The organism is Henriciella marina (assembly GCF_027213945.1).
GTDB lineage: Bacteria > Pseudomonadota > Alphaproteobacteria > Caulobacterales > Hyphomonadaceae > Henriciella > Henriciella marina_A.
On the sequence record NZ_JAPWGW010000002.1, the window covers coordinates 525655 to 550928 of the forward strand.

20 protein-coding genes are annotated in these 25274 nt (G+C 57.3%); 13 read left to right on the forward strand and 7 right to left on the reverse strand.

Annotated features, from left to right (window positions below; translation table 11 throughout):
* Nucleotides 1-43: 43 nt before the first annotated feature.
* The 6 genes from O4G74_RS08885 to O4G74_RS08910 all read left to right on the forward strand — a co-directional run bounded on the left by O4G74_RS08885 (nucleotide 44) and on the right by O4G74_RS08910 (nucleotide 6960).
* Nucleotides 44-706 carry a peroxiredoxin gene (locus O4G74_RS08885; protein WP_269402283.1) on the forward strand — a complete coding sequence of 221 codons (663 nt, stop codon included), beginning with the start codon at nucleotides 44-46 and terminating at the stop codon, nucleotides 704-706.
* Nucleotides 703-1107, forward strand: a complete 405-nt coding sequence (locus tag O4G74_RS08890) for an ArsR/SmtB family transcription factor (RefSeq protein ID WP_269402284.1) — start codon at nucleotides 703-705, stop codon at nucleotides 1105-1107. The genes O4G74_RS08885 and O4G74_RS08890 overlap by 4 nt, the downstream gene beginning before the upstream one ends.
* An 18-nt stretch (nucleotides 1108-1125) precedes the next feature.
* A complete protein-coding gene (locus O4G74_RS08895; protein WP_269402285.1) occupies nucleotides 1126-1992 on the forward strand; it encodes an MBL fold metallo-hydrolase in 867 nt (288 codons plus the stop codon).
* 41 nt (nucleotides 1993-2033) lie between these two features.
* Nucleotides 2034-3281, forward strand: coding sequence for an NAD(P)/FAD-dependent oxidoreductase (locus tag O4G74_RS08900; RefSeq protein WP_269402286.1), 1248 nt, complete (start codon nucleotides 2034-2036; stop codon nucleotides 3279-3281).
* Between the two features lie 7 nt (nucleotides 3282-3288).
* Nucleotides 3289-5097: a SulP family inorganic anion transporter gene (locus tag O4G74_RS08905; protein ID WP_269402287.1), complete on the forward strand. Its 1809-nt coding sequence runs from the start codon at nucleotides 3289-3291 to the stop codon at nucleotides 5095-5097.
* A gap of 105 nt (nucleotides 5098-5202) precedes the next feature.
* Nucleotides 5203-6960, forward strand: coding sequence for a hybrid sensor histidine kinase/response regulator (locus tag O4G74_RS08910; RefSeq protein WP_269402288.1), 1758 nt, complete (start codon nucleotides 5203-5205; stop codon nucleotides 6958-6960).
* An 18-nt stretch (nucleotides 6961-6978) separates the two neighbouring features.
* Here the strand turns inward: O4G74_RS08910 and O4G74_RS08915 are convergent, their stop codons facing one another.
* Together O4G74_RS08915 and O4G74_RS08920 are read right to left on the reverse strand one after the other, a co-directional pair.
* A complete protein-coding gene (locus O4G74_RS08915; protein ID WP_269402289.1) occupies nucleotides 6979-7629 on the reverse strand; it encodes a response regulator transcription factor in 651 nt (216 codons plus the stop codon).
* Nucleotides 7630-7987: 358 nt separating this feature from the next.
* The gene (locus tag O4G74_RS08920) at nucleotides 7988-8164 is read right to left on the reverse strand and encodes a hypothetical protein (protein ID WP_269402290.1); all 177 of its coding nucleotides are present in this window, start codon (nucleotides 8162-8164) and stop codon (nucleotides 7988-7990) included.
* Nucleotides 8165-8370: 206 nt separating this feature from the next.
* Here O4G74_RS08920 and O4G74_RS08925 point away from each other — a divergent pair, with 206 nt between their 5' ends.
* Nucleotides 8371-8799 (forward strand): glycosyltransferase, encoded by a 429-nt coding sequence (locus O4G74_RS08925; RefSeq protein ID WP_269402291.1) that lies wholly within the window; start codon nucleotides 8371-8373, stop codon nucleotides 8797-8799.
* A 40-nt stretch (nucleotides 8800-8839) separates the two neighbouring features.
* Here O4G74_RS08925 and O4G74_RS08930 read toward each other — a convergent pair whose 3' ends face one another.
* Together O4G74_RS08930 and O4G74_RS08935 are read right to left on the reverse strand one after the other, a co-directional pair.
* The gene (locus O4G74_RS08930; RefSeq protein WP_269402292.1) at nucleotides 8840-9640 is read right to left on the reverse strand and encodes an IclR family transcriptional regulator domain-containing protein; all 801 of its coding nucleotides are present in this window, start codon (nucleotides 9638-9640) and stop codon (nucleotides 8840-8842) included.
* Nucleotides 9641-9853: 213 nt separating this feature from the next.
* On the reverse strand, nucleotides 9854-12868 hold the full coding sequence (locus tag O4G74_RS08935; RefSeq protein WP_269402293.1) for a TonB-dependent receptor domain-containing protein: 3015 nt from the start codon (nucleotides 12866-12868) through the stop codon (nucleotides 9854-9856).
* 359 nt (nucleotides 12869-13227) lie between these two features.
* On the opposite strand from O4G74_RS08935, the gene O4G74_RS08940 reads away from it, so the two are divergent.
* The 6 genes from O4G74_RS08940 to O4G74_RS08965 all read left to right on the forward strand — a co-directional run bounded on the left by O4G74_RS08940 (nucleotide 13228) and on the right by O4G74_RS08965 (nucleotide 22214).
* On the forward strand, nucleotides 13228-14952 hold the full coding sequence (locus tag O4G74_RS08940) for an alpha/beta hydrolase-fold protein (RefSeq protein ID WP_269402294.1): 1725 nt from the start codon (nucleotides 13228-13230) through the stop codon (nucleotides 14950-14952).
* 81 nt (nucleotides 14953-15033) lie between these two features.
* Nucleotides 15034-16479, forward strand: a complete 1446-nt coding sequence (locus O4G74_RS08945; protein ID WP_269402295.1) for a M20/M25/M40 family metallo-hydrolase — start codon at nucleotides 15034-15036, stop codon at nucleotides 16477-16479.
* On the forward strand, nucleotides 16476-17741 hold the full coding sequence (locus O4G74_RS08950) for a M24 family metallopeptidase (protein ID WP_269402296.1): 1266 nt from the start codon (nucleotides 16476-16478) through the stop codon (nucleotides 17739-17741). Before O4G74_RS08945 ends, O4G74_RS08950 begins: the two co-directional genes overlap by 4 nt.
* 18 nt (nucleotides 17742-17759) lie before the next feature.
* Nucleotides 17760-19118: a M24 family metallopeptidase gene (locus tag O4G74_RS08955; protein WP_269402297.1), complete on the forward strand. Its 1359-nt coding sequence runs from the start codon at nucleotides 17760-17762 to the stop codon at nucleotides 19116-19118.
* Between the two features lie 195 nt (nucleotides 19119-19313).
* Nucleotides 19314-20777 (forward strand): MFS transporter, encoded by a 1464-nt coding sequence (locus tag O4G74_RS08960; RefSeq protein ID WP_269402298.1) that lies wholly within the window; start codon nucleotides 19314-19316, stop codon nucleotides 20775-20777.
* 54 nt (nucleotides 20778-20831) lie between these two features.
* Nucleotides 20832-22214, forward strand: coding sequence for a cytochrome P450 (locus O4G74_RS08965; RefSeq protein WP_269402299.1), 1383 nt, complete (start codon nucleotides 20832-20834; stop codon nucleotides 22212-22214).
* Nucleotides 22215-22361: 147 nt separating this feature from the next.
* On the opposite strand, the gene O4G74_RS08970 is transcribed toward O4G74_RS08965, so the two are convergent.
* From O4G74_RS08970 to O4G74_RS08980, 3 genes are read right to left on the reverse strand one after another with little or no spacing between them, the layout of a single operon-like run.
* Nucleotides 22362-22967: a response regulator transcription factor gene (locus O4G74_RS08970; RefSeq protein WP_269402300.1), complete on the reverse strand. Its 606-nt coding sequence runs from the start codon at nucleotides 22965-22967 to the stop codon at nucleotides 22362-22364.
* A 30-nt stretch (nucleotides 22968-22997) separates the two neighbouring features.
* Nucleotides 22998-24701, reverse strand: coding sequence for a hybrid sensor histidine kinase/response regulator (locus tag O4G74_RS08975; RefSeq protein WP_269402301.1), 1704 nt, complete (start codon nucleotides 24699-24701; stop codon nucleotides 22998-23000).
* On the reverse strand, nucleotides 24682-25239 hold the full coding sequence (locus O4G74_RS08980) for a heme NO-binding domain-containing protein (protein ID WP_269402302.1): 558 nt from the start codon (nucleotides 25237-25239) through the stop codon (nucleotides 24682-24684). Before O4G74_RS08980 ends, O4G74_RS08975 begins: the two co-directional genes overlap by 20 nt.
* Between the last annotated feature and the right edge of the window lie 35 nt (nucleotides 25240-25274).

Genomic DNA, 25274 nt, shown 5'->3' on the forward strand with positions numbered 1-25274 from the left:
TTGACGTTTTTGTAAAACGTATAATATAAAAGAGCAAGTGAATATGGAAGGTCAGATCATGCTCGACATTGCCTCAACCAATCAGGTCGCACAGATCGGCTCTGCCGCACCCGATTTTGATGCCCGCACGACTGAAGGCCTTGTCCGCCTGTCTGACTATCGAGGCCGGTGGCTGGTCTTCTTTTCCCACCCGGCAGACTTTACGCCGGTCTGCACATCAGAGTTCGTCGCCTTCGAAAAACAGATTGAGGCTTTCAATAGTCTTGATTGCGACCTGCTAGGGCTATCGGTCGACAGCCTTTATTCGCATCTCGCCTGGGTGAAAGACATCGAGGCAAGATTTGGCGTCCGGATATCTTTCCCGATCGTCGAAGACATCTCCATGGCGATTGCTCGCGCCTATGGCATGATCCACGCCGCCTCCGACTCAACGGCATCGGTGCGGTCGGTCTTTTTCATTGACCCCGAAGGCATCATCCGGGCGCTTATTCATTATCCGCTTGCTGTGGGCCGGTCGGTCGATGAAATTTTCCGGGTCCTGGCAGCCCTGCAAACATCTGAGACCGCTGGCGTTTCGACACCGGAAGGCTGGCGCCCAGGCGACGATGCCGTGCTTCCGGCACCGACAGATATGCGCCAGGTCGACGAGCGCGCCGCAATGGAGGGTCATGCTTGGTATCTGACGTCGAAAGGCGGCCAGCAATGACCCAAACCCTAGAGACGATGGAGCCGCTGGCCGACGAGGCCGCAGGTCTGCTGAAAGCGCTATCGCACCCGGCGCGGCTGATGATCTGCTGCCAGTTGCGTGACCGCGAAATGTCCGTCAGCGAAATCGAAAGCGCGCTGGAGATACGCCAGCCGAGACTGTCGCGCGAACTGGCAAAGCTTCGCGAAGAAGGCCTCGTCGAAACCCGCCGTGAAGCGAAGTCCATCTTTTACAGCCTCGCTGACAATTCACGCGTGGGCGCAATGATTGATGCGCTCTGTGTCGTCATGCTCGACAAGGTGGTGCCCGGCTCACGTCCGCTATCACGCGTCGCCCGCAATGCTTTTCTACAGAAGAACCTGACGGCGGGTGCCGGGCAATTTGCCCGCATTCTCGATTGATTAATTGGAGACAAAGCTATGCAAAAGCCAGAAGTGAAAGCCTTCTTTGACGAAGCCACCAATACGATCAGCTATGTCGTCTGGGATAGCACCACCAACCAGGCAGCAATCGTCGACTCGTTGCTGGATTTCGATCAGGCATCGGGCCGCACGATGACGAAGTCAGCGGACCTCATGATCGCCTTCGTGAAGGAAGCTGGACTGAAGGTTGACTGGATTATCGACACCCACGTCCATGCCGACCACCTTACGGCGGCCCCCTATATCAAGAGCCAGCTTGGTGGGCGCACCGGCATTGGTGAGCACATCGCCACCGTCCAAAAGGTCTTCGGCGAAATCTTCAATGAAGGCCAGGAATTCCACACCGATGGCAGCCAGTTCGACCATCTGTTCAAGGATGGCGAAACCTACAAAGTCGGAAACATCGACGCCCGCGCGATCCACACGCCCGGACACACGCCGGCCTGTATGAGCCACCTGATCGGTGACGCACTTTTTGTCGGCGATACTATCTTTATGCCTGATTTTGGCACCGCGCGTTGCGACTTCCCGGGCGGTGATGCCGGTACGCTCTACGATTCCATCCAGAAGCTATTCGCCCTGCCGGACGAGACGCGCGTCTTTCTCTGCCATGACTACAAGGCGCCCGGGCGCGACGAGTATGTGTGGGAGACGACCATCGCTGAGGAAAAGGCGCACAACAAGCATGTTCACGCGGGCATCTCAAAGGAAGAGTTCGTCAAAATGCGGACGGAACGCGATGCGACCCTCGAGATGCCGAAGCTGATCCTGCCCTCCGTCCAGATCAATATGCGCGCTGGCCAGATGCCACCCGCCGAAGAAAACGGCAAACGCTACATGAAGATCCCGATCAACGCCTTGTGAGCGGGTGAACAGCAAAAAAAAGGCGGTAATCGGAGGATAGAATGGCCATCAGAACACATGACATCGTCATCATTGGCGGCGGGGCAGCAGGTATCGGGACTGCCTCGAGCCTGCTCAAGCGTAACAGCGAGCTAGATATCGCTATCGTCGAGCCAAACGAGGATCACTACTACCAACCTGGCTGGACGATGGTAGGCGGCGGTGTGTTCAAACCAGAACAGACTGTTCGCAAGATGGCTGGCCTGATGCCCAAGGCCGCTACCTGGATCAAGGCAGGCTGCCAAAGCTTTCAGCCTGAGCAGAACACGATCACGCTCAGCGACGGCAGCCAGATCGGCTACAAGTATCTCGTTGCAGCTCCAGGCCTGAAACTGGACTGGGATGGCGTTGAAGGGCTTTTCGAAACGCTCGGCAGTAACGGCGTCACATCCAATTATCGCTTCGATCTTGCGCCCTACACCTGGAAACTCGTGAGCGAACTGAAATCGGGCCGCGCGCTCTTCACGCAACCGCCCATGCCGATCAAATGCGCCGGTGCCCCTCAGAAGGCTATGTATCTGGCCTGCGACGCCTGGAGGCGGCGCGGCGTCCTCAAGGATATTGAGGTGGAGTTTCACAATGCCGGCGGCGTCCTGTTTGGCGTGCAGGAATACGTTCCCGCCTTGATGAGCTATGTCGAGAAATACGGCATCGACCTCTGCCTCAGTGAAAAACTTGTCGCTGTGGACGGTCCGGCGAAGCGGGCAGTATTTGAAGTAACTGGCAAAGACGGCAAAGTATCTCGCACCGAACGTGACTTCGACATGATGCACGTTACGCCGCCTCAAACGGCGCTCAATTTCGTGGCCGCAAGCCCGCTTGCCAATGATGCAGGCTGGATCGACATCGACCCGGAAACTCTGCGCCATACCAGGTACGAAAACGTGTTCGCACTTGGTGACGCCGGATCGACGCCGAATGCGAAGACAGCTGCAGCGGTTCGCAAGCAAGCCCCGATTGTCGCACATAACCTTCTGCGCGTGATGCAGGGGCTTGAGCCTAACGCCCATTATGACGGCTACGGATCCTGCCCTCTGACCGTGGAGCGTGGCAAGATCGTTCTGGCCGAGTTCGGATACGGTGGAAAACTTCAGCCGACCATGCCGACCTGGATGCTGGATGGCACCAAACCAACCCGCCTGGCCTGGTTCCTGAAAGAGCGTATGTTGCCTGGCATCTATTTCGAGATGATGCTGTCTGGTAATGAGCTTTTCGCCAAGCCAGACTTAAATCTCGACAAGGCAGCCTGAGACAGCCATGGCATTCCGGCCCGCCAGATACTTCCCCATCCTTGAATGGGGCCGCGAATATCGCCGCGATACGCTGGTCAATGACATAATCGCGGCGATGATCGTGACGATCATGCTGATCCCGCAATCGCTCGCCTATGCAATGCTGGCGGGCCTGCCGCCCCAGATCGGGCTTTACGCGTCCATTCTGCCGCTGATCGCCTACGCCATTTTCGGCACCAGCCGCACACTGGCCGTTGGACCAGTTGCAATCCTCTCCCTTATGACGGCAGCGGCCGCCAGCAAGATCGCGCCGCAGGGGAGCGAAGCCTATATTCAGGCCGCGCTGATCCTTGCTTTCCTGTCGGGGGCAATTCTCTTGGTGCTTGGCCTTCTGCGCGCAGGGTTTCTCGCCAACTTTCTCAGCCACCCCGTCGTGTCCGGCTTTATTACCGCATCAGGCATCATCATCGCAGCCTCGCAGCTCAAACACATTCTGGGTGTAGATGCAGGCGGCGGTAACTTACTGGAGATCGTCGCATCGCTCATCGCCAGCATTGGCGAAACCAACTGGCCGACCTTCATTGTCGGCGCTGCGTCGCTCATCTTCCTGTTTGGCTCCCGCAAATACCTGAAGCCTACCCTCGTGAAACTTGGTCTTCCGGAAAAGGCCGCAGCGATCCTGACACGCACCGGCCCAGTCTTTGCGGTTGTCGCGAGCATCCTCGCTGTAGCGTTTCTGGCGCTCGACGATGCCGGCGTTCGCATATTGGGAGAGGTGCCGCGCAACTTGCCAGACATCGGCCTGCCGACGTTCGATCGTGAGATCTGGATGCAACTCCTTGGCTCGGCCGCCTTGATCAGCCTCATCGGCTTCGTTGAATCGGTCTCCGTGGCACAGACGCTAGCTGCCAAGCGGCGCCAGCGGGTCGACCCGGATCAGGAGCTGGTCGGACTTGGCGTTTCAAGCCTCGCAGCAGGTATCTCTAGCGGCTACCCCGTGACCGGCGGCCTCGCCCGGTCCGCAGTAAATTTTGATGCTGGCGCTGAGACCCCGGCTGCAGGCGCCTTCACGGCCGTCGGGATTGGGCTCGCGACGCTGTTTCTGACGCCTTACCTCTTCTTCCTGCCACAGGCGGTGCTGGCGGCGACCATTATCGTTGCGGTTCTGTCGCTAGTTGATTTCAAGGCGCTCCGTCAGGTCTGGTCTTATTCCAAGTCAGATTTCAGCGCGATGGCGGCCACAATACTCGTCACGCTGTTCGCCGGCGTCGAACTGGGCGTAACGACGGGGGTCGGCCTTTCGCTCTTCCTCCATCTCTACAATACCAGCCGCCCGCACTTTGCCCTCGTCGGACAGGTGCCGGGCACCCACCACTTTCGCAATGTGAACCGCCACCGCGTGGTCATCTCCGACACGGTCCTCACCATCCGGATCGACGAAAGTCTCTACTTTGCGAATGCACGCTTTCTCGAAGACACCGTCTATTGTGTCGTCAGCAACCGGCCAGACCTCAAACATCTTGTTTTGATGTGTTCCGCCGTAAACAGGATCGACGCGAGTGGACTGGAAAGCCTTGAAGCCATCAACCTCCGGCTTCGGGATGCCGGGATCAGCCTTCACCTGTCAGAGGTGAAAGGGCCCGTCATGGACAGGCTTAAACGCTCACACTTCCTCGATGAGCTAACCGGCAACGTTTATTTGAACACATACGACGCGATGGAAGACCTCGATCTTGATTGCGTCCAAAACGCCTTCAGCAAGGATGTAAAAACAACAACCCCAGACGCCATCCCCTGCCCTTCTCTAACCCTCGCAGGCCTGGAGCGGGTTTAAGTTTCGTCCGGCGTCGTGCTTGTGCCAAACCTCATAACGGCGCAAGACTCTTGAAAGCTTGTCGCGACTGAAGAACAGAAGTCGCCAAAAGATGTGTGGGGGCACATGCAGACGCCGGAGCAGACTGATGCGCTACGCATAGAATTCGAACAGGCACGTCTGCTGCGCAACAATGTCGTGCGTTCCTGTTTGTTCGTCGAGGCGGTGATCATCTATCTGACGATCATGATCGTCGCTTTCGGCAAGCCCGAATTTGCGGCGCTCTGGTTCTGCATTTCATCGGCAATGGTGGGCGCTACCTATGCGCATGCCAGACTTAATCCACGTGGCGCGCTGACGCCAACGAATTACAAGCGATATCTGCGCGGTCACATCGTTGTATGCTGCCTGACCGGATTGATATGGGCGTTCTTTGCCTGCCTGCAGGTCGACGGGAATGACCTTCTGTCCCTGTTTGTCGCCAGTAATATGGTCTTCGCCATCACAGTTGGCGGCATGTTGCCCGGCTCAGAATATCGGCCCGGTTTCATTGCCTTATCGACCTGTACAATCCTGCCATTTGCCGCTTACTGGATCTACGCCCTTGATGGCGGCACACAAATGGCCGCGCTCGGCATCATTCTCTACTATCTGTTCGGCATCATGGTCAGCGGCCAGACAGACCGCGACACGCGCGATGGCATTATTGCTCGCAGGAATCAGGCGCTGACCGACCAGCTCGTCGAGCGTAACAAACAGATCGAGAAGGCCAGCCAGGAACGTACGCGCTTCCTGGCCGCGACAAGCCACGACCTTTCGCAACCGCTGCATGCGCAAGGCTTCTTCATCGAAACGCTTCGTAACGAACTGACGAGCGAGCGGCAGAAAGAGCTGCTCGACCAGATTGATTCAACCCGACAGGGATTGAGCGACCTGCTGCGAGGCATCGTGGACATCACCAGGATTGATAGCGGCGCGGTCGTTCCCGACGTTCAGACCGTGGACCTTGTAGCTGTGATGGCCCCGCTGCTTCAACAGATTTCAACGCAGGCTGAAATAGAAGGGCTATCATTCGAGACGAAGACTGAGTCCGTTTTCGCCAGAACGGACCCTGTGTTGCTCTGCCGAATTATCAGTAATCTTCTCTCGAATGCGCTTCGCTACACTCCGGCACCAGGGCAGGTTACCCTGAGGCTGGAAACTGCCGACGGCACGCCAATGATCGAGATCGCAGACACCGGACCGGGTATTCCCGAAGATCAGCAGGACAGCGTTTTCGAGGAATATGTTCGGCTTAACCCTTCAGGACAAACGGCGCATCCCGGCCTCGGCCTCGGGCTTTCCATTGTTCGGCGGTTGACCGATTTACTCGCTATAGAACTGACGCTGGACTCGGCCTCGGGACAGGGGACGCGCTGGTCGCTCGCTTTGCCTGCAGGACATGAGACGGCTGCCATTACCGTCGACGGGCCTCAGGACACCGAATCTTTCGACGCGGCCCCTTTCTGCATAATTGTCGATGACATGAAGCCCGTGCGCGATGGGATGAATGCACTGCTGACTAGTTGGGGTTGCCGAACCTACACCGCCGCCGATGGTATGCAGGCAACCCGTCTGTTGAGCGCGAGTGCGCAAGCGCCCGATATACTTCTAATAGACAGGCGCCTCGGCCCCGGACTGGACGATGGCGTTGAGGTCATTCGACAGTTACGCGACCTGGCAGGACGGCAAACGCCGGCCATCCTGATGACGGGCGACATTGCAAACATCGAGGAAGAGGTAACGGGTCTTGGCATTCAGGTCATGCTCAAACCTGTCGCGCCCGATGATTTGCGGAACACGCTGCATAAACTGCTCGCCAACACAGATAAGCAATTCGCCTGAATGCCGCGCGCTTCGTAGCTAGATAAGCCCGAGCTGCTGCGCGCGTTGCACACATTCGGTCCGCCGGCTCACGCCGAGCTCTACGAAGATGTACTTCAGATGCGTCTTGACTGTGTTCTCGCTGATCGACAGGGCCCGCGCAATTTCACTATTCTGACCGCCAACACATAGCAGTTTCAGTACTTCGATCTGGCGGTCACCAAGCTTTGGCAGATCAGGAATTCGGTCTGCATCAGCACCCAGAGCCCCCATGCCGGGGGCCTCCCCGCTGAAATCCTGAAAACCGAACGGGTTATCGCGAACCGCATCGACTGCATTGCTAAGCGCGCGGCTGCCTTGAGATTTGTGAATGTACCCGTTCGCGCCAACAGCCTGCATTTCGGCGATCGGCGGCACGGAATTAATGCCGGACAGCATGAGAACTGGAACACGATAGCCCTGCTTCCGAATGGTATCGACGAAAGCGAGGCCATTCATCTCGCTCATGATAAGGTCGCAAATGATTAGATCAAATCGCGTGCCGTTCGCCAGCTTGTCCAGTATGTCGGAGGCCTCGGTTACGGTCACGACTTCGAAAGCCGGAAAGTCGCGCTTCACGATGAGCGCGAGCCCCTGCAAAAACAGGTCGTGATCATCTATGATCGCAATTGAACCTGCACGCTCTGGCAAACCTGCGAACCCCTACCTCTGAACCGACGGCGACGCCCTATAACTGTAATCAGCATTACAGAATCTAGTATATCCGATTGGACCGGTCAGCAAGAATTGAGCCAGATGCGGCAAAACGCTCATACATGAGATTCTGATTCAGTTTTGCGCTCTTTCAGGTTGTGATTATTCGAAAAATACACGCCAGTATCTATTAGGGTATTTTCCTAGCTGCGCTAATGAATCACCCGCGCAAACACTATCAGACAAGCTCAGAAGCAAGTCATCTCAATGAAAAACGGCTCGCGCGTAACACTCTGCATGTGACCGGGTTCCTTGCATGAAATCTTGCCAGGAGCCTCGAATGACGCAGCGACCTTTATGCTTTTTCGTCCATCATCAAGGTCGCGGCCACGCCAAGCGGTGCGAAAGTATCATTAGCCATGTTGGCGATCGGCCGATTGTCATCATGTCGGCGAGAAGAGACATATTCGGGGACGTTGACGACCGGATTGAGTTCGTCGAACTGCCCGACATGATTGCGATCGCCGTTCATACGGATTTTGACAGCGGGTACCGAACAGAACCTCGAAAGTAGAGCCCACTCTGCAGACACGTCCACGAAGAATAACCCCGGATTTCTGGTCGTCAGACAATTGGCAATGATGCCGGCATTCTGACGTAGCCGTGGTGACCCGAGCGGAACGCAATGGAATGAGCGCGGCGTGGTCTGGTCGTGCAGGGCAGGCAAGGCAGGCCGGAATGAAGATCAAGCTCGCCGCCAACATTGATATCGGCAATCCGGCCTATTTCGACAAGGAAGTCCGCCCCCTGCTTGGCGCCGACGCTGAATATGTCGGCAAGGTCAATCCGAAGGAGAAGCAGGACTTCCTGGGCTTAGCCTCCGTGTTTGCGATGCCGATAAACTGGCCAGAGCCCTTTGGACCGGTCATGATCGAAGCCATGGCGTGTGGCACGCCCGTGGTGGCGACGCCCTACGGCGCACCTCCGGAAATTGTTGAAGACGGTGTGACCGGATTTATCGCCGAAAACGGGCCGGAATTTGCTGCAGCGCTCAAAGCGGCTCAGAAACTTGATCGGGCAACCATCCGAAAACGGTTCGAAGCACACTTCATAAGCGACCGGATGGTTGCGGACTATGAGAAAGTCTACGCGGAACTTCTTGCTTGACAAAAAGCGGAAGCCGAACTTCCGTCACTCTGAAGAATGGTCAGAAACTTGGGCCGGTCACAAAGGATCGGTTGATCTTCGCGACGGCATCCTGAAGCTTCGGTGCTAGTTGTCCGCGCATCTCCTCGACCGAGAAGCGCACTGAAGGACAACATGCATTCAGGGCTGCGATGACCCGGTTGTTCACATCGCGTATCGGCACCGAAATCGAGCGCACGCCGGGCTCAAGTTCTTCATCGACGAGCGAGTATCCAAGCTGCCTGGTTTCCATGAGTATTTCGCGCAGGCGCACCTTCGAAACGACAGTGTTTGACTGGAACTGCTTCAGGTTTACCCGCGCCAGATACTGTTCCTGCACCTCTTCGGTCTCATAGGCGAGCAGAACGCGTCCCGTGGACACGGCATAGGCAGGCAGCCGTTTGCCGACATTATAGCTGACGGCCATGACCTGGTCAGGTGTGGACCGCGCAAGATAGGTGACATCGTCGCCCGTCAGAACTGCGGTGAAGATGGACTCCTGCGTCGATTGGCTGAGTTCGTTCATGATTGGCTGAACGACCTCAAGCATGCCTACAGACGACAGGGCTGAGTAACCAAGCTGCAGGACTTTCGGGCGAAGCGAAAACACCCGGTCTGTCTTCTCTGCGTACCCCTCGCGCACAAGCGTCAGAAGAATGCGGCGTGCAGAAGCACTGGTCATGCCAGTCGCTTTCGCGACTTCGCTCAAAGTCATTCTCGGCGTATAGCGTGTAAATGCGCAGATGACGTCGAGGCCTCGCGCCAATGTCGCAACATAGTCGCGATCATTATCATCAATTTGATCGTTTATATTATCGGTCACGAGTCCCTCTCTCGCAAATATAGCTAGCTGGTTTCGCGCTTCGTTCAATTCCCTCGATTGATCGGGCGAAAGACAACAGCAGCTTATCCTGATATTTTTTCTATCATAATTTCAGGATATTTCATGCCAGCGCTTCCAGTTGGCGCCGCTGGTCGGCAAAGGATCGGGGGCGCAGAGCTGCGCCCCCTACCAGATTGGTTAATCGAACTCGTCCTAGAACTCGACGTTCACACCGGCAAACAGGAACCGGCCAAGCGCGTCATAGGCTTGTGGGAACGTGTTGCCGTTGCCGAACGAGCCGCCTGCAGAACCGACATTGGTGCTGACCGGCGGGTTCTTGTCGAACACATTGTTCACGCCGACACGGAAGCCAACATTCTCACGAACGGACGCCCGCAGGAAGAGATCGAGGTAGTTACGCTCGTCCAGCGTCGTGTTGACGTTAGTCTGCGTTGCTCCAACCAGATCAACCGCACCGATATGACGCCACGTGGCCGTGAGCGAAGCATCGCCCCAAGGCATGTTCCAGGTCACCGGAATATTGTGCCGGTATTCTGGCTTCGACGTGCCGCAAGAAGCGTTGGTCGAGGCGAAGTAACCCGCACACTCAATGACGCCAAGACCTGGCAGCGGCTCCTTGTCGAGCTTGTCGAGGAAGGTTGCCAGGTAGTTGACATCAATGGAGCCATACTCGCCGACGTCAAACCCATAGCTAGCGGCAACGTCGATACCGGAGGTTTCAAGCGAACCAGTGTTCACATTCGTTGCGATGACGAATGCATCCTGGCTTGCCCACAGTTCACCATTGCTGCCGCGATTTATGAGTCCGCAGAAGAAGGCGTCACCCGTGGTGAGACACTGATTGATCGACTGCTCTTCCGGCACGCTGCCGATGAAGTCTTCGACTGTGATGTCGAAATAGTCGATCGAAACCGTCAGACCCGGCACGAAAGCTGGCGTAGCAACAACACCGATCGTGAACGTGTCGGACTTCTCCACCTCGAGGTCCGGGTTACCACCGCTGATGTTACGGAACTGACCGGCTGGGTTGTCAGCAATGTTGCCATATTGAGCGGCGGTGACGCCGGTACGGGCACACTGGTCGAACGTTGCGGCAGGATTTGCGCCCGCACATGGATCATAGAGACCGTTCGTGCCTGTCGGCAGAGTGAACTCGAACGGTGACTGAGGTGCGAAGAGCTCCAGTGGGTTTGGCGAGCGGGTAGCGCGCTGGAACTGAGCCCGGAAGCGGTAATCAGAGACTGGCGCATAGGTCAGGCCTGCTGCGTAGGTGCTCTGTTCGCCTGTCGTCTCGTAATAGTCAGAGAAGCGGTAAGCGCCCGTGACAGACAGCTCATCGATACCCGGACGGTTTTCGACAATCGGCACCTGAACTTCGGTGAAGAATTCATAGACGCTGACACCACCTTCAACGTCTGCGCGGGCCGTGCCGAGCTTGCCGTCGCGGGTGAGCGCGTCATTGCTCTGCGTCAGATACTCGTCGCGATACTCTGCACCGAACACCGTCTGCACACCGGTCTCGGCCCATGGCATGACGACACCATAATCCGTAAGGTCGCCAGTGATGACTGCGCTGAAGACTTCCTGGGTGACTTCACCTTCACGGAAGCCCGGTGCCTGAATGTAATCAAGCGCCTCTTGAGTCACGCCGCCAAGCGAGAAGATATCGTAAGGCACACAGTTGGTGTCGGTACCGTCGATCGCGACCTGACAGGCAGGTGCGCCAGTTGCCGGGTCGATCCGGACCTCAAGCGCGTCGGCGACGCGATCGAGGTTGAAGAAGTTGGCCGCCTTGTCGCTATACTGGACCTGCGAGTATTGCGCGTAGACGTCGTAGGACCAGACATTGTCGAGGTCGCCGCGGAAACCGCCGAGGACGCGGAAAGACGTGTGCTCGGTCTCGTTCTGACGTCCGCCGCCTTCCACGTTGCGACGTCCGACCTGCAGCGGCGCATTCCGGTCTTCGAGGTTCGCCGCAGTCGGGCTGTAACCATTGTTCAGACAGATGACCTGAACCTGCTCAGCCGAGAGAAGCGGGTTGTCACAATTGATCGTTTTGGTCTGGAAGAAGTTGCCAGCTGGTGCAATCTGCGCAGTCGTCACGTCATTGGTGAACGCGAAAGACCCGTACGCCTCAATCTTGTCGCTGATGTCGTAGCGTGCCAGCGCGCCGAAGGAATAGCGCTCGTTCGGGCGAATGAAGTGATTGAGAGGCGCGAAGTTGTAAGTATCGGTCGCCGGATTGTAGTCGCGGATGCCGCCATTCTCATCAAGCGTGAAGGAAAACGGATCAGCGCCGCCGCCAAAGCTGGTGAACTGACCCGGGAAGGTCGTGCCTGAACCACTACACGTAAAGTTTCCATTGCTGAAACCGAGCGCACAGGCACTACTGATGCGATCCCCCTGCAGCACTTCATTCTGCTTCTTGTAGTTGAAGTAGCTGGTGATGTTCCCGCGGCCATTGTCGCCGTTAAGACCGAAGATGAGGTTCACATCGATCGATTCGCCGTCCGACGTGGAATCAGGAACGGGCTGGTTGAACTGGCGCAGCGTGCTTTCCAGACGGCCGCTGCTATTGGCCGTCTGATAGGTACCGACCTGAACGTCGGCCATAAGGCCTTCATAGTCGTCCTTCATGATGAAGTTGACGACACCGGCGACAGCGTCAGCGCCGTAAACTGCTGATGCACCGCCGGTCAGGACTTCGACACGCTCTACAAGCATGGACGGGATCTGGTTAAGGTCTGCTGGCGCAGACACTGGCGAGCCATAAGGCAGGCGGCGGCCGTCGACGAGGACGAGCGTCCGCTCAGCGCCGAGGCCGCGCAGGTCAACATTTGCCGTACCAGCCGCTTCATTGGCGCGACCGGCACCTTCTGAAGGGTTGATCTGTGGCAGCGTGTTCAGCATGTCTTCGACGCGAACGGTACCTCGCGCCTGGATCTGGTCTGCACCGACCGTGGTGACCGGGCTAGGTGATGTCAGGTTCGGATTGCTGATCCGCGAGCCCGTGACAACGATGGTTTCTTCAACCCGGCTATCCTCTTCCACGGCCTCAACGCGCTCAACGTCATCGGCGTCCTGCGCGACGGCCGCGAGCGGCGCGGCAGCGATCAAGGCCACCAGCGGCGCCTTCGCAGCCCCCCGAAGCAGCGCGCGCGTCATTCCGCCGCCCTGCTTACTATTCCATACATACACTTTAGACATGAAAACCCCCTTCTGGCTCACGTTGTTGTACGTATTCCGAACTTTTTTCGAATAACGCACTTTGTTGGTGCCCCCTTTTGAGGTTCGTGCGGCCCCGGAAGTCAACAACTAAATTTCGAAAAAGTGTTTATGTACGGAGGAATTTGGGCTCACCGAGGCGCAATGATCACAGTTTTGTCAGCCGCGCACACACAATGGGCATGTCAGAGAAAATGCGCGCTCAGCGAATAAATACGATTTTATTTTCGGATATCGCATTTTCTGGTTGACATATTCCGTACTCGAACCTGTACAGTTCGCAGAGCTGAAGGGGCATGGGAGTCGCTTCATCAATGACCGCGAACCGGGAGGAGACGCAGATGATCAACAGGAAACTGGCAGGGGCCGTAAGCGCTGGCGCTATAATGAGCGCGCTAACAGGTGCTGCGTTCGCAGATACGTTTAGCATCCAGCTATCGGACCAGGCCGTCACGGAAGCTCATGATGGTCGCGTCATCCTGATCATCACGCCGGACGGGGAGAAAGAACCACGCTTTCAAGTAAAGCAGTCATACGACGCGCCTCAGATTTTTGGCGTGAACGTTGACGGCCTCGCACCGGGAGAAAGCGTCGAGATCGCGCCCGGCATTCTCGGCTTTCCAGCAAAGGACATGAAAGACGTTCCTGCGGGCGACTATTATGTGCAGGCCGTCCTGCACAAGTACGACACTTTCAATCTTTCCAATGGCAAGACGGTCAAGCTGCCAGCCGCCAGAGGGGCTGGACAGAACTGGCGCCTTGAACCAGGCAATGTCATCAGCGCGCCGCAAAAGGTGAGCTTTGACCCGCAGGGCGCGAACGAGATCAGCATCACGCTGGACAATGTCCTGCCGGAGATCGCTGAGCCGGAAGATACAAAGTACATCCGTTACATCAAGGTCCGCAGCGAGAAGCTGTCAGAGTTCTGGGGTACCGACGTCTATATCAACGGTCACGTGCTCGTGCCTGAAGGCTTCGATGAAAATCCGGATGCAAAATACCCGCTCGCCATCTTCCACGGGCACTTCCCGGCTGAGTTTGGCGGTTTCAGAACCACCCCGCCAGACCCGGATCTCGAATGCGAATATAGCGAGCGCTTTGACGAGCCTTGTTACAACCGGATCGAGCAGCAGGAAGCCTATGACTTCTACAAGCAGTGGACGTCGGATGACTTCCCGCGCATGCTGATCGTCGAGATCGACCATTCGAACCCATACTATGATGACAGCTATGCGGTGAATTCGGCCAATATCGGCCCGTATGGCGATGCGATCACCTATGAATTCGTTCCGGCACTGGAAGAGCAGTTCCGCGGCATCGGCGAAGGCTGGTCACGCTTTGTCTATGGTGGCTCCACGGGCGGCTGGGAAGCACTGGCCGTTCAGGTCAAATACCCCGACGAATACAATGGCGCATTCGCGGCCTGCCCCGACCCGATCGATTTCCGTCAGTTCATGCTGACCGACATCTACGAGGAAGATAACGCCTACTATTACACCGGGCCATTCACCCGCGTGGAGAAACCAGGCAAGCGCAATTACCTCGGACAGGTGCCATACACGGTTGAGATGGAAAACCGTTGGGAGCTCGTACTCGGCGACAAGACCCGTTCCGGCGCGCAATGGGATGTCTGGGAAGCGGTTTTCTCTCCGAACGGCGAAGACGGCTACCCGCAACGCATCTGGAACAAGCTCACCGGCGAAATCGATCACACGGTCGCTGAGTATTGGCGCGAGAACTATGACCTTCGCCACATCCTTGAGCGCGACTGGGCCGAACTCGGGCCGAAGCTTCAGGGCAAGATCCATATCTACACAGGCGACATGGATAACTTCTACCTCAACAATGCGACCTACCTGATGGAAGACTTCCTCATGAAGGCCGACCCGCCATACCAAGGCGAAGTCACCTATGGCGACCGCGACGAGCATTGCTGGAACGGTGATCCAGACCTGCCAAACGCCGTGTCGCGTCTGCGTTACAACACGATGTACGTACCCAAGATCCTTGAACGGATTGAAGCAGCTGCGCCTGAAGGCGCCGACCTCACAAGCTGGCGGTACTAGGCATCGTCAGGCCCCGGGTTTTCCTCCAGATGCCCGGGGCCTTTCATTTTTTCATGCAATAAAGACGACAAGGAGCGCCGCATGCGCCGCACGAACCTATTTCTCGCAGCCTGCACCTCAGCCCTGACGATCGGTTTGAGTGTTCCGACCGCCGCCAAGGCATCACCGGCAGCAGAGATTGAACAGGACGACCGTCAATCGGCGCGGGCTCTGCTGGAAGACATTCTCAAACTGCGTACAGCAAAGGGCTATGGACAGACGAAAGCCCAGGCCGAACTTCTGGCCGACAGACTGCGGGCGGCTGGTTTTACTGATGACCAGATCGATATCCCGACGATGACGATCGATGGGGAAGAGGTCGCCAGCTTCCTCGTGCGCTACCCCGGCAAGACTGGCAGCGAGCTCGCGCCGATTGCCCTTATAGCCCATATGGATGTCGTGGACGCTTCTACCGAAAACTGGGCAACGGACCCCTATGAACCGGTTGAGAAGGATGGGTATCTCTATGCAAGGGGTGCCGTCGACAACAAGGCCGGTATCGCGCTTCTGGTCAGCACCTTCATTCGCCTGAAGGAAGAAGGCTACCAGCCAGATCGTGATCTCGTTATCGCTTTCTCCGGAGACGAGGAGACGGGCATGCAGACGACGCGAAAACTGACTCAGCACCCCTGGGTTAAGGGCGCTGAATATGCGCTGAACTCTGATGCCGGCGTCGGTTCGGTCGATAGCGAAGGTCTCAACCCAAGCTATTCGATCCAGTCAGCTGAAAAGACTTATGCGACCTTCCACCTGACGGCCCGCAATGAAGGTGGCCATAGTTCTGCGCCGCGCGCCGATAACGCGCTATTTGATATTGCTGACGTGATCGACGCTGTACGATCATTGAGCTTCCCCATTGGCTTTAATGACATCACCCGGCAAATGGCGCGGGACCTCGCCGAGAATGAGGGCGGTGAATTCGCCGCAGCAATTGAAACGCTGATCGAGGATCCAGACAATAAAGCCGCGCGTGAGACGATCGAGGACCACGAGGCGGGGACACACTTTCTCTATACGACCTGCGTCCCGACGATGTTGTCTGCAGGCACCGCAGAGAACGCACTGCCGCAAAAGGCGGAGCTGACGGTCAATTGCCGGATCCTTCCCGGCACGTCGGTCCAGAGCGTTCAGGACGCCCTTTCAGACGCCGTAGCCAATCCTGACATCTCCATCGACCTTGTGGGCGAGCCTCTGGAGAGCCCGGTTTCACCGATCAATGAGGAGCTGTTCGCTTCGATACGATCAGCTGTTCACACCATCTATCCCGGCGCACCGGTCAAGCCGTCGATGTCCTCAGGCGGGACTGACGGCAAGGAGTTTCGCGCGGCCGGCATCCCGACCTATGGCGCCGGGGCGATCACTCTGGTGCGTCCTGACGACTACCGCGCGCACGGCATTGATGAACGTCTCCCGCTAGAGAGCTATTATGATCAGCTCACTTTCTGGGACGTACTGCTCAAGGATATCGCAGGGGAGGACGACCAGTGAGCCACCGCAATTCATCCGCACTGAACAGGCGCGGCTTCATGATGGCAGCAACCGGCACGGCATTGTCCGCGTCCCTACTCGCGCGGCCAGGCTTTGCTCAGAACCAGGCCAGCCCGCAGATCAAGCGCGCAGCCCCCATTACACCGGAAGAACGTCAGGCGCGCCTTGCCAAGATCCAGGAGCTGATGCGCCAGCAAGGCATTGGCGCCACGATTGCCGAAGCTGGCTCTTCCCTCTTTTACTTTACCGGCATCAACTGGTGGCGCAGCGAACGACTGACCGCGGCGCTCATCCCTGCAGAGGGCAAAGTCTGCATCGTGACACCGGAATTCGAGGAGCCTTCCATTGAGGAAATGCTTGTCGTCCCCGGCGAAGTTCGCATCTGGAATGAGCACGAAAATCCGCATGCCCTCGTGGCTGGCTGGATCAAGGAACAAGCGCTTGGGGATCGCCCCGTCGCGATCGAAGATACGGTTCGCTTCTTCGCAGTTAATGGCCTGAATAAGGAAAGCCCCGACATTGAGCTCGTGTCGGCCGAACCGATTGTAACGGCCTGCCGCATGATCAAGTCCGACACCGAGCTTGCCTTGCTTCAGGAAGCTGCCGACATTGTCGATACTGCCTACCGCAGCATTGATGGAAAGATCGAGCTCGGCATGGATGGGCAGGACGTCTTTGCCCTTATGAGCACCGCGATCACCGAGCTGGGCGGAACGTCCCCATCGGGCGGCGTGCAGATCAATGAAGGCTCCGCCCTACCCCACGGGTCCAAGATCCGCGAAACCGTCCGGCCCGGCTCCGTCATTCTCATGGATTGCGGCTGTACCGTGGATGGCTACTTCGCCGACATTTCGCGAACTGCAGTCTTTGGGGATCCTACGAAGCGTCAGAGAGAAGTATACCGCCAGGTCCGCCTTGGACAGGAAGCGGCCATGGAAGCGGCCAGGCCCGGCGCGACAGCAGGCGCCGTCGATGATGCTGTCCGCGCGCTTTACGAAGGCATGGGCTATGGCCCGGGATATGGCGTTCCCGGCCTGCCGCACAGAACCGGGCATGGCATCGGTCTCGATATCCACGAGCCTGTAAATCTCGTTCATGGCGAGCAGACTGTTCTGTCGCCAGGCATGTGCTTTTCAAACGAACCGGGCCTCTACATCCCGGGCTCATTTGGCGTCCGCATCGAGGACTGCTTCTACATCTCTGAAAGCGGTCCGGTCTATTTCACTCAGCCTCCAAATTCTCTGGACGCTCCATTCGGCTAAACAATTCAGGAGCCTTTCATGCGCAAACTTATCTACGGCCTCTCTGCTGCAGCGATCCTCGCTGGTAGTCCGGCCACAGCTCAGGAACCGGCACAGGGCGAAGTCAGCATGTCGCCCGAGATGCCTGAGATTCTCATCCTGCGTGAGCGTGCGGCCATTGAGGACGCCTGGCTCGGCGAGCGTCTCGACACGGTCGTACCGGCTCTGATGCGCGAGAACGAGATCGACATGTGGGTGCTCGTCGCCCGCGAATATCTCGAAGACCCAGTCGTCGATACGATGCTCAACTCAACGAGCCTTCACGCACGCCGCCGTACCATCCTCGTTTTCCACGATCCGGGCGAAGGCCAGGAGGTCGAGCGGCTGACAGTCAGCCGATATGGGCTGGGCGGTTTCTTCGAGTCGGCCTGGAACCCGGAAGAACAGGGCCACGACCAATGGGCTCGCTTTGCAGAGATCGTCGCAGAGCGTGATCCACAGAAAATCGCGCTCAACATCTCGTCGGTAAATGCTTTCGCAGATGGCCTGACCAGCAGCCAGTTCACTGATCTCGCCGAAGCCCTCGACCCGAAATACCGCGACCGTATCGTTTCAGGGTTCGACCTCTCGATTGGCTGGCTCGAAACCCGCATCCCGGCCGAAATGGACTATTATGGCCATATCGTCCGCGTCGCTCACAGCATTATCGGCGAAGCCTTCTCTACAAAAGTCATTGAGCCAGGCGTGACCACGACGGACGATGTCGTCTGGTTTACGCGCCAGAAGACCGCCGATCTCGGCATCGACTCCTGGTTCCACAACTCGGTTCACATCTTCCGCGAAGGTGAAGACGAAGAGCTGATGGGCGACGCCGTCATCCAGAAGGGTGACCTTCTCTGGATCGATCTTGGCATCGTCTATATGGGCCTCAGCACCGATACGCAGCATCTCGCTTACGTTCTGAAGGATGGCGAAACGGATGCGCCAGAAGGCATCAAGGCTGGTCTGCGCGCCAGCAACGATGTTCAGGATGCGCTGACCTCATCATTCGAGACGGGTCTCACGGGCAACGAAATCCTCGAGATCGCACGCAAGAAAGCCATTGATGCGGGTCTAGAGCCGAGCATCTACAGCCACCCGATTGGCTATCACGGTCATGGCGCAGGTAGCTCGATCGGCTTCTGGGATAATCAGGGCCCGACCGAGAAGGGCGAGTACCGTCTTCGTGCAAACACCGCCTGGTCAATCGAGCTCTACGCCAAGGAAGCCGTACCTGAATGGGGCGGTCAGGAAATCACCTTCCGCACCGAGGAAGACGCCTTTTTCGATGGCGAGACCGTCACCTATATCGACGGCCGTCAGATCAAACTGCACCTGATCGGCGATACGACCGAGTAACGCCCAGATTTTCATCCAACCCCTGGGTGAAACCCGCCGGCCGGACACGAGCTTTTCCTGAGAAGGTGAGTTTCCGGTCGGCATTTCAATTTCTCCGGCGTAGCCGGCCGGATAACCGGCGGCTCCAAGCCGTAAGCGGTGACAATTTGTCATTGGCTGCGTCTTAGCGCTTGGACGCCCCTCCATCGCTGTGCGATGCAATCTCTCAATCGTCCGATTGAAGGGATTGCACGCCACGACCCGCCTTCGTTCCCAATCCAGACCTCAACCAAGGTCGCGCCAGACGAGTGCAGAGCGTTGAAGGCGCGCTTTGGGTTTTCGCGTGCCGCTGAACACGGTCAATTTAGGGCGGGTGCCTGGTGGACCGTGTTCCTCCTCAGCACCTTCTATGTCATTTCCTATATCGACCGGGTCATCCCCAGTCTTCTGGTCGCGCCGCTCAAAGACGGGTTCGATATCAGTGACTTCGAATTCGGCTTGCTGTTCGGCGGCGCTTTCGCTGTCTTCTATGGCCTGCTTGGGCTTCCAATTGCGCGCGCCGTGGACCGCGGCAACCGCAAGCGCCTGATCTTTGCCGGTGTCGTGATCTGGAGCGCCTGCACCTTCGCATCGGGGCTTGCGACCGGTTTTTGGATGCTTGTCATGATGCGGATTGGCCTGGCGGTCGGCGAAGCTGTGCTGTCCCCCGCTGCATATTCCATGATCGGTGACCTGTTTCCGCCTGAAAGACGGTCCCTGCCTTCTGCGATTTACGCTGCGGCTGGAAATATGGGCACATATGGCGCTTACATTGCTGGCGCTGGCATTTTCGCTGCCGTCTCCACGCCGCCGGCCGCGTCGTTCTTTGATCTCAATGGTCTCGATACATGGCAAATTGTTTTCTTCATCGTCGGCCTGCCCGGTATCCTCGTCGCCCTCATCTTCCTGGCAACGACGGTCGAACCCGGACGAAGCACTGACGCCGGAGAGACGAGCAAGGACTTACACGCTGCGGCCCGTTTTTTCACCAAGCGGATCAGGCTGTTTGGCGGCCTTTTCATCGGGGCGAGCTTCATCACCGTGATCATCTTCGCTTACGGCGCCTGGGCGCCGGAATTCCTTCACCGAACATTTGGATGGTCGATTGAAAAGGCTGGCTTGAGCTATGGAGCGACGGGTGTCATCGCGAGTGCGCTCGGCACATTGTTCTTCAGCAGGTTATCGGAAGCACTCACGCGCAGCGGACGGCGCGACGGGCTCGTTATCTCGGCGATTGCGGCCTCGACTCTCGGCTGCAGCTCTGCCTGCCTCGCCGCACTCATGCCCAGCGCAACGCTCTCAGTCGCCGCTATGGGTGTCATGATCTTCGCGCTGTCGGGATGCAGCAATGTCATTGTGATCTCAAACCAGTTCACCGTGCCGTCGCACTTCCGCGCAACCGCCATAGCGATCATGTTCATGTGCACGATACTGATCGGTTTGGGCGTCGGCCCCCCACTGGTCGCCTGGCTGGCTGAAGCCTTCTTTGCTGGGCCACAGGGTATCGGGCCTGCCCTGGCACTCGTCTCTATCGGCATGCTGGCGCCGTCAGTCGGGTGCCTGCTATCAGCAAGAAAAGTCTACACAACAGAAGCGGATGAGCCCGTTACTTCCTCACCTCGAGGTCCGAATAGCTTTTGACTTCCCTTAGGATAATCGTCCGTATTGGCCCAGACGGTTGCTCGGGAGGAATATATGAAACTGATCAGTGATGACATTGTGGTGGATACCGGCGCTGCGGCACCGGTCTATCCTGCGATCTATCCCGAGCTGGAGACAGACTTCGAACTCTGGAACCCCAACTCCTGGAGACGTGGACACCCCCATGAGCTTTACGCAGGCATGCGCACACAGGCGCCGGTCATGTGGTCGAAGATGCGCAGTGGCGCTTCACGCTATTGGTCAGTATCACGATATGAGGACATCAAATCCGTAGAACTCCAACCTGAGATCTTTTCCTCCGCGCGTGGTGGCATCAATCTGGCTGTCCCCGAACGCAAGCACTGGAAACCTGAAATCCTAGTACGTGCGTCTATGGATAATCTCATCAGTATGGATGAGCCGCAGCATATGCAGATGCGCATCCAGCAGAAGGACTTCTTCATCCCTGCCTATGTGGCGGAGCTAAGAGAGAAGGTGCGCGCAAAGGTCGACGATCTCTGTGATGATCTCGAGGCCAATGGTCCCGTCGTTGATTTTGTAAAACTGTTCTCAAACGAACTTCCGCTCTACACGCTTTGCGAAATGCTCGGCGTGGATGAGGCTGATCGGCCCAAAATTGTCCACTGGATGCACTATCTGGAAATGGCCAGCCAGTTCATGTCCAATCCACTGAGAACGTTCGTAGGCGAACCACTCTTTCCGTTCCGCTTCCGGAAAGTCGTAGAAGAAATGTTCGACTACGGCGCACGCGTCATGGCAGACCGGCGCGTTAACCCGAGAAACGATCTTCTCACTGTGATTGCGCACTCAAAGCTCGAGAACGAAGAGCTCCCCCAGGAATACCTAGATGGCTCCTGGCTGCTGATCATCTTCGCTGGCAACGACACAACTCGAAATTCACTCTCGGGGACGATCAAGCTTATGACCGAATTCCCTGATCAGAGGGCCATGGTCCTGAACGATCCTTCCATGATCCCCCAAATGTCCGAAGAAGCTCTTCGCATGGTTTCACCGGTCAAGCACATGCGTCGTACCGCAATGGAAGACACGGAGCTCAACGGACAGAGGATCGCCAAGGACGAAAAAGTGGTCATGTGGTACGGGGCCGGCAATCGGGATCCCGAAGTGTTCCCGAATCCAGACGTCTTTGATATGACACGCGACAATGTCGGCAAGCATATCGCCTTCGGCCACGGGGTTCATAAATGCCTCGGCTCACGCGTGGCGCAGATGCAGCTACGTGTCGCCTACGAGCAACTGTTTGCGCGCTTTCCCAAGATCGAGTTCACCGGTCAGCTTAAATACGGACCGAATGCGCTCGTGCATGCGATCTCAAAACTGGAAGTCAATCTATACGGTCGGGGAAATTCGAAGCCGACCCATGTTCAAGTGAAGACACCGGCCACGGCCGGCTGATCACGCCGAGCCGTAACCTGACGGAGATCAAACAGAGCACTTTCAGGGTGAGATACAGTTCTGGCTTTAATGAACTCGATCAACACTCTGGAAAGGCTGGCGGTGCAGTCAGTCTAACGCAAACCCGCCCCCATCCAGCCATTCGCGTCAGGCCAACAAACCGCTCTGGATCGCCTTGACGACGACTTCTGTCCGGTTCCGGGCTTCGAGCTTCAGGGCGAGTGAGCGAAGATGAAGCTTTACCGTTGTTTCCTGAATATCGAGGCTACGGGCAATTTCCTTATTCGCCTCGCCGCGTTGTAGACAGAACAGGACTTCGCGCTCCCTTGGGGTCAGGGAAACCGAACCTGCATCGTTCTCGACATCGGCTGGCATGGGTGAAAACACCTGTCCTGCGAGGATCAGCCGAACCGCCGCAACGAGACCGTCAGCGGGCATTGTTTTCGGGATGAAGCCCCGAGCCCCGTTCTCAAGCAGCATTTGAATTTCCATGCGAGCCGCCATGCCCGAAAGAATTGCTGTAGGCTGGTCGGAATGTCGCTTCATCAATTCCTTGACGTCCTGGGCTCCTGAAATTCCAGGCATGCGCAGGTCCAGCAGCAGCAAATCGAAGCGCTCGCCAGCGTCGAGCCTTTTCTCGACCTCTGTCCCGGACCGGGCGAGTTCGATCTCTACATCCGGCAGCTCGTTCTCCAGCAAGGAGCGAACGGCGTCCAGCACCAGGTCATGATCGTCAGCGATCAGAAGTTTCATGCGCTTGTTCCTGTGTGATGTGCGGCAAGTCTAATCCGCAAAAGTAGTAGAGGTCTGACTGTTCACGGCATCCGGAGGCGATCCGGCCATTTCAGCAAGAGCTTCGACGGATGCAGGCTTGTGCAAGGCCCCCGCAAGTCCCACGGGGAGCGGACGCTGTAGCGCTCCAGAACACATGATTATCCGTGTGCCGGGCTGAATGGCTTTCAAAGATCGGACAAGATCGTCGCCGCTCATCTGGGGCATACGGCGATCGGTGATGACCAGCCCAAACGCCTTCGGCGCAGCACGAAAAACCTTGAGCGCTTCGGTCGGGTCGGTGAAACCCACCGGGTTCCAGCCAGCTCGACGCACTGCCTCACAGCCCAGATCTACCTGCACCGGGTCGTCATCCACAATGATGGCTCCGGCCGCCATATGCACCTTGTCCTGGGGCAAGAAGCTGCGCCCAGCATTCGCATACCCGGCTTCCAGCAATGGCAGGTCCAGGACGAAAACTGTGCCGTCGCCGGGCCGACTATAGACCGACATCCTGCCCCCCTGGCTAGTCAGCAATGCGTCAACTGTGACCAGACCAAGACCGCGTCCCCTGCCCTTGCTCGACTGGAAAGGCGTGAACGCATTATCCAGGGCCTCCTGAGGCATCCCCGTTCCATCGTCCCTGACGATCAGACGCGCGGCAGGATAGGCATTCAACTCGCCTCGATGCACCGTTGCGGAGGGCTGAAACGGCAGGTCGACAGGCTCGTCCTCGATGATTCGAGCGGTGCTGACGATGACATGACCCGTCGCTCCGAGAGCCTCCCAGGCATTCTTGACCAGATTAGCAACGAGACGGGCGAATAGCGTCGGATCGGTCTCGCATACCAGTCGCTCGGGGCTTTCGATTCGCTCCAACCTATGACCACCGATGAACTGGTTTGACATCATCTCTACAACGTCTGTTACGAGTTCATCGATAGCGCGCGCCTCGAGCACAGGGGTCGAGTCGAAGCTCATGAGGTCTTCAACCAGAGCATTTGCCTGTCTGCACGACGTCTGGATACGGCTGATCAGCGTGTCATTCGAATGAGACGAGATCTCGTCACCGAGTAGGCGGGCGGAAGCGTTTATCGTAGTCAGGATATTTGCAAAATCATGCGCTACCGACGAGGCCATCCTGCCGAGCGCATCGCGGCGCTCTGCGTCGGCCAGCATCTGCTGCAATTGTTCGCGCTGCGCCTCGCGCCGTTTGGCGATGGCAATATCGCGCGTCGAACACAAAATTCCGCCATCCGCCAACGCTGTCAGGGAAAGACTTTGATGGACGGCTGAGCCATCCTTGGCGCGACCGGTTGCGTCGCCGCGCCAGTATCCATCGCGCGTGAACACCGGAAAGATATCACGCTCGAATATGGTGAGAATTTCGGGCGTGTACAGACTGGTCCAGTGCAGGCCGATACACTCATCTACCGAGCTATAGCTGAACATGCTGGCATGCATCGGGTTCATGTATGTGAAGAGACCGTCGGCATTGGTGATCGCGATACCGTCTGCCGATACGTCAATAGCTGTGCTCAATCGCTGGACCTTGGCAGTCTCCTCACCCAACCGCTCAATCGCTTCGAAAAGGTTGGCCGACTTTTCTTCGAGCAGGCGTTCAGCCTCCCGGCGCGCAGCGCTTTCTCGAGCCAGCCGCCGCTGTAGGCGGGCAACGTCATCGGCAGTCTCTGGATCAGTCAGTGTCAGCCCCAATCGTGATGTCGAACCGTGCCTCCCTCAACGGAGCGCAGTCATTGTCCAGCCGAATGATATCATAATCGCCATCCTTCCCGTAATAGGCGAAGGTTGCCTTGATCATGCCCTCGCACAAATCCGCCATTGGCCGGGCGGAGCGGTATTCAACCACAATACGCCCTTCACCCACGCGCTCCACGACGATGATCTCCGGCACTTCAGCGTCGGGATAGAGTTTACGAACATCCCGGTGGATAACGCCGTGAATGCGTTCAAGCAGATCAAAGGGGTGGGACACGCCCTTCTGCGCATGACTTTCAATCAATGACCGGAATAGCGTGCTGCCAAATCCAACCAGCAGATCGCGCACCGACTTACCGGTCAGTTCGGATGTCCGCCCGACCAGCGCCAACATCTCTTCATGGTCATAATAACCGACGCTTGTGTACGCCCCGCCGGATGGCAGATCAGCCGTCTCTAGCACCTGATCGACCAACGCAACGCCGAAAACGGCCTCCGCATGATCGAGAAACTCTCGAAACACGACACCTTTCATGACTTCTCTTTCACTCAACCCGCTTTGCATTGTCC